This is a genomic window from Delftia tsuruhatensis NBRC 16741 (assembly GCF_001571325.1).
Lineage (GTDB): Bacteria > Pseudomonadota > Gammaproteobacteria > Burkholderiales > Burkholderiaceae_C > Comamonas > Comamonas tsuruhatensis.
In genome coordinates this window covers 15997-27100 of record NZ_BCTO01000064.1, presented here as the reverse complement: position 1 = coordinate 27100, position 11104 = coordinate 15997, and the positions used below count along the sequence as shown (strand labels likewise).

Genomic DNA, 11104 nt, shown 5'->3' with positions numbered 1-11104 from the left:
ACGACACCCTCGGTGCGGGGGCGGCCCTTCCTTGGTGTCTCTGGCTTCAGCAAGTGCCCATTTCATGCGCACGGCCGACTTTCAGACCTTATGTGCCTCGCCGTCCTCCACGGATGCCTCGGGCGACTCAGAGGACGCGGAGGCCTCGGAGGCCTCGGACGCCTCAGGCGTCTCTGGCGCTGGCTCTGCCCCGGCGACTGCAGCCGCCTGCGGCACCTCGGCAACCTCTACAACCTCTACAACCTCGGCCGCACGCTTGCGCCGGTCCTGCTCCAGCAGCGCGGTCAGCGCCGCGTGGATGCGCTCCAGCGTGCCGCCCGGGTTGACCCACCAGTCCGTGGACCAGATGCGCAGTATCTGCCAGCCCAGGCCGCGCAGCACCTGCTCGCGCAGCTTGTCGCGGTCGCGCGCCGTGGCCGAGCGGTGGTAGGTGGCGCCGTCGCACTCCACGCCCGCCAGGTAGCTGCCCGCATGGTCCGGGTGCACCACGCCCAGGTCCACGCGGAACGAGGATGCGCCGATCTGCGTGTGCACGCGCCAGCCCTTGCGCTCCAGCGCCTGGGCCACGCTGGCCTCGAAGGGGCTGTCGAAATCGCCCTGGCTGCCATGGTGCGACTCGGCCAGCGCGCGCGGGCCGCGCTCGGCAAATTCCAGGAAGTGCTTGAGATCGCGCACGCCCGCCGCCTGGGTGCGCGACAGGTCCATCTGCTCGCCGCGCAGGCTGGAGAAGATGCGCAGCTCCTGCCGCGCGCGCGTCACCGCCACGTTCAGCCGCCGCTCGCCGCCGTCGCGGTTGAGCGGGCCGAAGTTCATGGACACCGCGCCCGAGATATCGGGCCCGTAGGTGATGGAAAAGTACATGATGTCCCGCTCGTCGCCCTGCACGCTTTCCAGGTTCTTGACGAAGACGGGCTCCAGCAGCGCATCGGAGAAAAACGGCTCCAGCCCCGGGTCCTTGCGCCGCTCTTCGTCCAGCAAATCCTCGATCAGGCTTTGCTGCTCGGAGTTGAAGGTGACCACGCCGATGGTGGCACCCGACTGCGCAAACCCCGGCGACTTCAGCCGCGCCACCAGGTCGGCCACCAGGGCCTTGGCCTCGGGCTGGTTGATGCGGGCGCCACCTTTTTCATAGCGGCCCTGCACGGCGTGGAAGCTGACGGCGCGGTCGTCGGTGACGGGCGAGGGAAAGGTCACCAGCCCGCCGCCGTAGTAGCGGTGGTTGCTGAACGCGATCAGGCTTTCATGGCGCGAGCGGTAGTGCCAGGACAGGTTGCGCGTGGGCAGGCTGGCGCCCAGGCATTCGTCCAGGATGCTTTCCATGTCGCCTTCCACGCCCTGCGTGTCGTCGTCGAAGGTGTCGGAGGTGTCGGCGCGGCCGAAGAAGCTGGTGGGCGGCAGCTGCTTGGGGTCGCCCACCATGACCACCTGCCTGGCCCGCGCCATGGCGCCGATGGCGTCCCAGACGGGGATCTGCGAGGCCTCGTCGAAGATGACGATGTCGAAGTTGCTGGTCTCGGCGCTCAGGTACTGGGCAATGGACAGCGGGCTCATCAGCAGGCAGGGCGTCAGGCGCAGCACGGCCGAGGGGATCTGCTCCAGCAGCTGGCGCAGCGGCAGGTGCTGGCGCTTCTTGGTGATCTCGCGCCGCAGGATGCCCCACTCGCTGTTGCGCTGGATGCTGTCGGCCGACGGCAGGCCCGCGCACAGCCGCGCACGTATCCACTGGCGCGTGACCGAGGTGAATTCATCGTCCAGCGCGCGGAAGTCGGCAATGCGCCGCTCATGCTCGGCAGAGACAAAGCGCTTGAGCACCTCGTCCTCGTCCACGGCCAGCGCCAGCCACCAGCGCGCGTAGTTGACCTCGAAGGCCTGGGGCGCCTGGGCCGGTTCCAGGCTGCCGGACTCGATGGCGTCGGCCAGCGCACCCAGCCCGCCCGCGCGGGCCGCGGCCTGGGCATTGCGCCAGGCGCACCAGGCATGCAGGCCGCCCTGCCCGGCCAGCACGCCGCCCGCCGTGGCCGCCAGCTGCTCGGCCGTGCGCTGGGCCAGGGCACGCTGCTGCGGCTCGCCATGGGCTGCCGCCGCGCTGAAGGGGTCTATGGCCGCGTGCAGGCCGGCCAGGCTGTCCAGCAACTGCTGGCAGGCCATGCCGACCGCGGCACCCTCGGCCAGCTCGGCGCTGCGCAAGGCCAGCACCTGGTGCAGGGCCTGGCGTGCCTGGGCCAGCTCGGCCTCCTGCCAGCCCAGCCCGGTCAGCCCTGCCTGCAGCGATCCCTGCAGGCGCAGCGCATGCTCCACGGCTTGCGGGCGCGTGTCCAGGCCGTCCCAGACGCCGGGGCAGCGCAAGCGCAGCTCGTCCAGCGCCAGCAGTTGTTCCTCGATGGCGCTGCGGGCCGCCAGCTGCGCATGGGCCTGCTGCAGCGCCGCACCACAGCGGCCCTGGGCCACGGCGGCGTGCGATGCCATCAGGCCGCCGCGCCGCGTCAGTTGCAGACGCTCGCGCTCGAAGGCCAGCGCGTCCTGCAAGGCCTGGGCATCGGTTTCCAGGCCGCGCCACAGGCCGTGGCTGGCATCGGCCAGCGGCAGGTAGCCATCGAGCTGGCGGTCGATCTGGTACAGGGCCTGCAGGCGCTGCACTTCGGCCGCCCAGCGCTCACCGCCGTGGCCTTCGGCCACGGCCTCCAGTCCATCGAGCGAGAAGGATTTCTGCGCGCGCGCGGCCAGCAGGGCCGCATTGGCCTTCAAGGCGCTGCGCGCATGGTCGGTGCGCGTGCGGTGTCCGGCCCACAGGCCGTCGGCTGCGGCGCCGGGCTGGATCTGGTCCAGTTCCTCGCGCAGGCCCCGGATGCGCACCAGGGCGGCCAGGTCATCGGCCACGCGCGGCTCGCCCGCGCCTTCGATGGTGGCCTCCAGCGCCGCGCGCACCTTGCGCCGGCCCAGCCAGGACAGCGGCCACAAGGACTTGCCGGCCCTGGCCCATTCGCGCTGCAGTTGCGCCACGTTGAGCTGGCCCACGCCCGCGCCGTACTTCACGGACAGGCCCTGGCGCAGCGCCGCGATCTCGTCAATGCACTGCAGGCCGCGCTCCAGCTCGTCGCCCAGGGCCACGGGCCAGGGCGTGCCCAGCCCGGCCTGCAGGCGCCGGCGCTGCGCCAGCAGGTCCAGCGCCTGGGCCAGGCGCGCCTGCAGCTCGGCCGGCCAGGGCGCCGGAATCTGTGCGGACAGATCACCGTGCTGCGCCAGCAGCTGCAGGCCCGATTGCAGGGATTCGCCAATGCGCGCGCCGTCAGGCAGCACGCAGAAAGCCAGGTTGCGGCCTGCGGCCGCAGGCAGCGCGCGCGCGATCACGCCCAGCGCCGAGCGCGCCTGGCGCCCCAACGCCGGCCACTCCATGCGCAGCAGCCGGCCCAGCTGCTGCGCCGCCTCGGCAAAGCCCTGGCCTGCATCGTGCAGCGCCTGGGCAGCATCCACCATCTGCTGCTGCCAGCGCACGGACCAGTCGCTGGCCTGCACCGTGGCCAGCGGCCCGTCCTTCAGATGCTGCGCGCCCACGGCCTGGGCATTGGCCTGCAGGCGGCCCGCAGTCTCGCGCAAAAGGGCCAGGCCCGCTTCGTCATGGGCCTGGGGCGTGGGCCAGTGAAATCCCAGGCGCGGCAGCGCCTGGCCACCGGCCACGGCGCCAATGGCGCGGTAGATGGTCCAGCCGTTGGCGTGGCGCCGGTGCAGGCGCTGCACATAGGCCGACAGCTGCTCGCGCAGGCGGCCGAGCTGGCTGGCCTTGGCGGCCCAGGCCTCGGCATCCACCTGGCCATGCGAGTCCCAGGATTTCTGCAGCTGGCCCAGCACATCGAGCTTGCGGCTCTTGTTGGAGTGCAGCTCCAGGCAGAACTCGCCCAGGCCCACTTCGCGCAGGCGGCGGTAGACCACGTCCAGCGCGGCGATTTTCTCGGCCACGAAGAGCACGCGCTTGTCCTCGGCCAGGCACTGCGCGATCAGGTTGGCAATGGTCTGGCTCTTGCCCGTGCCCGGCGGGCCGATGAGCACGAAGTCCTTGCCGCGCGCAGCGGCCATCACGGCCGACAGCTGCGATGAATCGGCCGGCAGCGGGCTGAAGACCTGCTGCGGCGTGAACTCCTGGTCCAGCCGCCGCGTGTCGGGAAAGGCGATCTCCGAGCGATAGGGCTCGCGCGGCGTGTCGATCAGGTGGGCGACCACGGGCGAGCTGCGCAGCTGGTCGGCGCGCTCGGCCAGGTCCTTCCACATCAGGTATTTGGCGAAGGAGAACATGGACAGCACCACGTCCTCGCTGACCTCCCAGCCGCGCACGTCCTTGATCGCCTCGCGCACGCGGGCCCAGATGCCGGTGATGTCCAGCCCGGCTTCGTCGCGCGGCAGGTCGCCTGCAGGCACGCCCAGCTCCAGCTGGAAGTCCTGGCGCAGCATCTCGACCAGCGTGGGGTTGAAGCGCGGCTCGTCCTCATGCGCCTGCAGCGTGAAGCCCGAGCGCGCGCTCTTGCGCTCCAGCGTGACGGGCAGCAGGATCAGCGGCGCGCGCACGCGCACATCGGGCTTGTCGGGCCGGCTCCAGACCAGAAAGCCCAGGGCCACGAACAAGGTGTTGGCGCCGCCTTCCTGCAGCGCGTTGCGCGCGCCGCGAAACAGCTCCACAAAGCGGCTGTCCAGCTCCAGCGGCTCCAGGTCGATGAAGACCTCGCGCCGCTGCAGCGCCTCTTCGGCGTGCGCGCCGCGCAGGTCTTCCAGGCTGCGCGCCTCGTGCAATGGCTGGCTGCGCGGGTCCTTGCCCTGCATGAGCTCGGGGCTGGGCAGCAGCTTGAGCACCTGGCCCCGGGCCAGCGTGTCCTCCAGCGCGGGCGCGGCCACCTGCAGCAGCAGCGATTTCTTGCCAGGCTTGAAGTTGAGCAGCGCATTGCGCAGCGACAGGTCCAGCAGCCGGCGCTGCCAGCGCGCCAGCCTGTCCTTGGGATCGAGTTGGGAGGTGGGCACTTCGCGTGTCTGCGCCTGCGCCAGGAGTTCGGGCGGCGGCTCCACGGTGAGCCGTGGCTCGGCCTGGCCTTCGCCGGCCTCGGGCGCGGCGTCCTGCGGCTGGGCCAGCGCCAGCGGGCGGATGCGCTGCATGCGCGCGCGCCGAACGTCCACCAGCAGCTCGAACTGGTCCTCATGCTCTTCGGCCAGCTGGCGCGCGCCCTGGGCAATGGCCTGGCTGAAGGCCACGGCCTGGCCTTGCGCGGCCAGCGTGGTCTCGAAGACCACCAGCTCCTGCAGCTTGAGCCGCTTGCGCACGGCCGTGATGTCATCGACCACGGCGGTCGAGAATTCCTGCCTGCCCAGCCACAGGCCCACGAAGGCATGGCCGCGCGTGAAAACCAGCAGCGGGTTCAGGTGCGCCTGCTCCAGGCAGGAGGCGAACAGCAGCGTCAGGTCCAGGCAGGTGGCCAGGCCCGCATCCAGCACCTGGGTCGCGCCGCGTATCTTCTGGCCCGCATGCTCGAAGCTGGCCGGCGGCAGCGCGTAGTTGAGTTTCTTCTGGAGCACGGAAGTCCAGATGGCCGAGGCCAGTTCCCAGGCGCGCTGCGGCCCCTGCTCATAGCCGTTGATGGCGCCGGACTTGCCCGCCGCCTCCAGCGCCTGCGCCGCGCCCTTGAGGATGCGGTCCACGGCCGGATCGTTGGGTTGCACGAAGGCCGCCACCATCTCGGGCAAATACCCCAGGCCGCCCCACTGGTTGCGGGCCAGCAGTTCCAGCGGGTGTTCGTGCCGGGCCAGCACCGTCTGTGCCGGCTGGCCGCTGCGCAGCTCCAGCCGCAGCACGGCAGGCTCGGCCTCGGTCAGGCGCGAGAGCAAGGCGCCGTCCAGCGCCACATCCAGGTCGGTCAGCGCATAGGTGCTGTGCGCGGCCACCGACTCCAGGCGCCAGGTGCGCGGCTTGATGAAGGCAGGCTCCGAGGCCAGATGCAGGCTCAGCGCCTGCAGCGGCAGATCGCCCTCGTTGACGATGGCCAGCTCCAGCAGCGCGGGCACGGCGTTCTGGAAGTCGGCGAGATTGAGCTTGGCGACGGTGCCGATGCGCAGCTGCGGGGCCGTCTGCGGCGCCTGCACGGCGGCGGGGGCGGCATCTGCGGGGGAATCTCGGCGGGGGTCTTCTGTCATGCGCGGTAGTCCTTGGCTGGCCAGCAGGCGGCGGGAACTGTCGAAATCCCGTCATATTCCTGGCCTGACGATTGTCCGCTGCGAATGGGGCGCCGTGTCCGAGATGGGCGGTTTTCAGGGGTCACTGTTTGCAAAAAATGAGAGCAGGAAACCGCGCCGAGAGCGCCAATCCGCAGGGCCGGCCATCACTTCATCAATCACTTCATGTACGAGCGCATCACCGACAGCACAAGGTCCACGTCGTCATCACGGGCCTGGCCGCCGGCCGTGCCATCGGCCAGATGGGTGCGCACATGGCCCTCGAGCACCTCGAAGATCATGCCGTTGACGGCGCCGCGCACGGCTGCCAGTTGCTGGAGGATGGCCGCGCAGTCGTGCTCGGCCTCGAGCGCGCGCTCCAGCGCCTGGGCCTGGCCCTGGATGCGGCGGATGCGCGTGAGCAAGCGCTTCTTGTTCTGAATCGTATGTGCCATGAAGGCCATTCTAGGCGCCTGCATATACTGGGGTACAGTATCTGCATGCGCAGCATTCCATCCCTCTCGACCGCTGGCGGCGCCAGCCCCAGGCAGCATTCACACCGTTTCGACGAAGGCAACCCGCTGGGCGAGCGCCGTGCCATGCTGGCTGCGGGGCTGACGGCGGCCATGATGGTCGGGGAGATCGCAGGCGGGTACGGATTCAACTCCATGGCGCTGCTGGCCGATGGCTGGCACATGGGATCGCACGCGCTGGCGCTGGGGCTCTCAGCTGGCGCCTATGCGGCCGCGCGCAGATTGGCGGGCGATACGCGCTTTGCCTTCGGCACCTGGAAGATCGAGGTGCTGGCCGGCTACACCAGCGCCATCTTGCTGCTGCTGGTGGCGGGCGGCATGGCCTGGCAGTCGGTGCAGCGCCTGTTCTCGCCCTCGCCCATCCATTACGAGCAGGCACTGGGCGTGGCCGCACTGGGCCTGCTGGTCAACCTTGTCTGCGCCTGGCTGCTGAAGGGCGGGCACGGGCATCACCATGGTCACGACCACGGACATCACCACGGGCACGGCAGGCATGCGCACGGCGGCCACGCGGGCGACCGCCATCACGGCGACCACGGTGACCATGACGACCACGGCGATCTCAACCTGCGCTCGGCCTACCTGCATGTGCTGGCCGATGCCGCCACCTCGGTGATGGCCATCGCCGCCCTGTTCGGCGGCATGGCCTGGGGCCTGGGATGGCTGGACCCGGCCATGGGCCTGGCCGGCGCCGTGCTGGTGGCGGCATGGGCCATGGGCCTGCTGCGCGACAGCAGCCGCGTGCTGCTGGACGCCGAGATGCACGCCCCCGTGGTCAGCGAGGTGCGTGAGGCCATCGCCCAGGCGCCGTTTGCCGCGCAGATCTCCGACCTGCATGTCTGGCGCGTGGGCAAGGCGCGCTACGCCTGCATCGTGGCACTGGACGCGCCCGCAGGCGTGGACCCCGATGCCGTGCGCCAGTTGCTTGGCGTGCACGAGGAACTGGTCCACGTCACGGTGGAGGTCAACCGGCCGCAGCCGGCTGCGACACACTGAGCCTATTGCGCGCCGGCCACCGCAGCCTGGCGCGCACCGGGCTGCTTGAACAGCTTGAAGTACGGCGTGTTCGACGGATTCACCGGGATGTCGAACTTGCGCACCATGGCATAGGTCTGGATCTGGTCGTGCAGCGGCAGGTAGATCAGCTCCTTTTGCACCGTGCTCCAGATGGAGTGGATGGTGGCATCGCGCCTGCGCGCATCGCCCTCGGAGGCCAGGGAGACGATCTGGCTGTCCAGCTCGGCATTGCTGTAGCGCGTGGCATTGGTGTTGCCCCGGCCATTCTTGCCGCGCGTGTGCACCAGGTAGTCGAAGACGTAGGCCGAGTCATAGGTGGGCACGCCCCAGCCGTAGAGGTAGAAATCCGTCTCCTGGTTGTTGATGGCCGCCGTCTGGATGGCCAGCGGCCGGGACGACACGGCCGTCTTCACGCCGATGCGGCCCAAAAAGCCGGCGATGGCCTGGCAGATGGCCTCGTCGTTCAGGTAGCGGTCGTTCGTGCAATGCAGGGTGATGCCGAAGCCGTTGGGATAGCCGGCCTCGGCCAGCAGCTTCCTGGCCTGGGCCAAGTCGGCCTTGCCCACGGCGCCAAAGGATTTCTCGTAGCCATGCACAAAGGGCGGCGCAATGATGTTGGTGGGCACGGACAGGCCGCGCATCACGGCGCGCTGTATGGCCTGCCGGTCTATGGCCAGCTGGAAGGCCTGGCGCACGCGCAGGTCAGCCAGCGGGTTCTTGTCCTTCACATCGGAATGCGACAGCGGGGCGGCGCCCACGTTCAGGCCCAGGAAGATGGTGCGGTTCTCGGCGGCCTGGTTGATGCGAAAGCGCGGGTCGGCGCTCAGGCGCGCAATGTCCTGGATGGGCAGGTCCTGCACGAAGTCCACCTCGCCCGACAGCAGCGCCGCCACGCGCGTGGCCTGGGACTTGATGGGCAGGTAGACCAGTTCGTCGATCTCCAGCGGGAACAGCCCCTTGCCCCAGTAGCCGGGAAACTGCCGCAGCACGGTGCGCGTGTCCTGCTCGCGCGAGGCGATGACGTAGGGCCCCGTGCCGTTGGCGTTGCGCGTGGCGTAGTTCTCTTCCTTGGCCAGCGCGTTCTGCGGCTGCTCGGCACCATGGGCCTTGGCCCAGGCGGCGCTCAGGATCTGGATGTTGATGAGGCTGGCCGGCAGCAGCGGGTTGGGCCCGTTGGTCCTGATGTGCACGGTGAAGGCATCGACCTTGGTCACGTCGGTGATCGAGGTCAGCAGCGAGCGCATGTCCGAGGTGGCCGAGCGCGCGCGGCGCAGCGAGAACAGCACGTCGTCGGCCGTGAACAGGCTGCCGTCATGGAACTTCACGCCCTTGCGCAGCTTGAACTCCCAGACCGAGGGGTCGGCAGTCAGCGCCCAGGACGTGGCCAGGGTGGGCAGCAGCTTGCCATCGGCCGTGCGGATGATCAGCGGCTCGTAGATCTGGTGCAGCAGGTTGTGGTTGGGGCCGTTGTTCAGCGCGTGCGGGTCCAGCGTGGATGCGTCGGTGGAGCGCGCCCAGCGCAGGGTTTCGGCCTGGGCGGGCGGTGCGCACAGCAAGGCTGCGGCCAGGGCGGGGAGCAGTGCGGAAGTTCGCAGGGTGCGCAAGTGGGTGCGCAGCAGGGAAAGGCGAGGCAGGAAGCGTCTTTGGGTCATGAAGTGTCCTGGCAGCCGGAACAAGATCGCAGAAAGGCGGCGGCGGGTGCCGCGCCGGCTGCACCAGACGGCCGATTGTGTGGAGCCACCAGCCCGCCGCAAAGCCCGATTGCGCCTATGCAAATGCGCTGCGCGCAGATGCAAAGCGCTGCGACAGCAGGGCGTACAGCGCGCGCAGGCCCTGGGCTTCGCCGCCCCTGGGCCGGCCGGGGCGCTCCTCCAGATTCCAGGCGAACAGGTCCAGGTGCAGCCAGGGCAGCTCGGGCGGCACAAAGCTCTCCAGGAACAGCGCAGCCGTGATGGCGCCGCCCTGTGGCGTGCTGGCGGCGTTGAGCAGGTCGGCCTGGTCGGAACGGAGCATGCGGCGGTACGGCGCCCACAGGGGCAGGCGCCACAGCGGGTCGGCCTGCGCGCGGCCCTGGGCCAGCAGCGCATCGGCCCAGCCGTCATGGTTGCTGAACAGCGCAGGCAGGTCCGGCCCCAGCGCCGTGCGCGCAGCGCCCGTGAGCGTAGCCAGGTCGATCAGCAGCGCGGGCGGCGTGGGCGCGCTGCGAATGGCGTGGTGCAGCGCATCGGCCAGCAGGAGCCGGCCTTCGGCATCGGTGTTCTCGATCTCCACGCGCCGGCCGTCACCGGCCTCGATGATGTCGCCGGGCCGCAGCGCACCGGCACCCACGGCGTTCTCCACCGCAGGCACCAGCAGCTTCAGGTGGATGGGCAGGCCCGCCTGCATCAGCAGATCGGCCAGGGCCAGGGCGTGTGCGGCGCCGCCCATGTCCTTCTTCATCCAGCGCATGCCTGCGGCGGGCTTGAGGTCCAGCCCGCCGGAGTCAAAGCACACGCCCTTGCCGATGAGCACCACATGGGGCAGCGCGGCATCGCCCCAGGTCAGCTCGGCCACGCGCGGCGCCTGGGCCGCCCGGGACGCCGCCCGACCCACGGCGTGCACCAGGGCAAAGCCTGCGGCGGGCAGCTCGTCGCCCACCCATTGCCGGTAGCGCGCGCCATGGCGCGCGGCCAGGTCGGCCACGGCCTGGGCCAGCTGTTCGGGACCCAGCTGGTTGGCAGGCAGGTTGACCAGCCGCCGCACCTCGCCAATGGCGGCGGCCATTGGCGCGACGGCGGCCTGCTCATCGGGGCTTGCCACCAACCGAGCGAGTGATAGAGCGAGTGATGGAGCGGTTGCCGCATCCGACTGCCGCGCCTGGCGGGTCGATGGCAACGCGCCCAGTGCCCAGCCCAGGAGCAGATGCGGCCTCTGAGCCTCATCCGCATCGGCGAGCGCATAGGTGCCGGGCGGCAGCGCAGCCGGCAGGCCGGCCAGCTGCCACAGCAGCTGGTCCGGGTCCACGCCGACCAGCACGCCAGCGAGGGCAGTGCCCTCGCCCTGCCCTTCCCTCTGCACTTCGCTCTGCATGCCGGGCAACAGCAGGATGCGGCCCGGCTGCGCATCAAAGCCTGCGGCGCGCGCCCATCGGGCCTGGGCCGGGGGTAGTTGCTCCAGCACGGCCGCCAGCGTGGCGGGCGTGGCACGGTGCAAGGCCGTGGCGGGTTGGGATGAAATGGCAAAGGCGCCGGGGCGGGAATCGGAATGGACGGTTGCGACGGGGCTGGACATGGCGTGGTCAAAGCGCGCCAGCCTAAAGGCCAACCTGGCTATCGCAAACAAGCCTGCCGCATATGGATATGCGCAAACCCCTGATGGAAGGCAGCGCC

Annotated in this window: 5 protein-coding genes; 1 reads left to right on the top strand and 4 read right to left on the bottom strand. The window is 70.1% G+C overall.

The genetic code is table 11. From position 1 onward, the window contains the following. Nucleotides 1-81: 81 nt before the first annotated feature. Nucleotides 82-6168 carry a DUF4011 domain-containing protein gene (locus DTS01S_RS25265; RefSeq protein WP_061289456.1) on the bottom strand — a complete coding sequence of 2029 codons (6087 nt, stop codon included), beginning with the start codon at nucleotides 6166-6168 and terminating at the stop codon, nucleotides 82-84. 197 nt (nucleotides 6169-6365) lie between these two features. Next, a complete protein-coding gene (locus DTS01S_RS25260) occupies nucleotides 6366-6641 on the bottom strand; it encodes a metal/formaldehyde-sensitive transcriptional repressor (protein WP_026062191.1) in 276 nt (91 codons plus the stop codon). A 45-nt stretch (nucleotides 6642-6686) separates the two neighbouring features. On the opposite strand from DTS01S_RS25260, the gene dmeF reads away from it, so the two are divergent. After that, nucleotides 6687-7715: a CDF family Co(II)/Ni(II) efflux transporter DmeF gene (dmeF, locus tag DTS01S_RS25255; protein ID WP_016450413.1), complete on the top strand. Its 1029-nt coding sequence runs from the start codon at nucleotides 6687-6689 to the stop codon at nucleotides 7713-7715. Nucleotides 7716-7717: 2 nt separating this feature from the next. Here dmeF and DTS01S_RS25250 read toward each other — a convergent pair whose 3' ends face one another. Together DTS01S_RS25250 and DTS01S_RS25245 are read right to left on the bottom strand one after the other, a co-directional pair. Continuing rightward, the gene (locus DTS01S_RS25250) at nucleotides 7718-9388 is read right to left on the bottom strand and encodes an ABC transporter substrate-binding protein (protein WP_061289453.1); all 1671 of its coding nucleotides are present in this window, start codon (nucleotides 9386-9388) and stop codon (nucleotides 7718-7720) included. Between the two features lie 115 nt (nucleotides 9389-9503). Then, the gene (locus DTS01S_RS25245; RefSeq protein WP_061289459.1) at nucleotides 9504-11006 is read right to left on the bottom strand and encodes a leucyl aminopeptidase family protein; all 1503 of its coding nucleotides are present in this window, start codon (nucleotides 11004-11006) and stop codon (nucleotides 9504-9506) included. Between the last annotated feature and the right edge of the window lie 98 nt (nucleotides 11007-11104).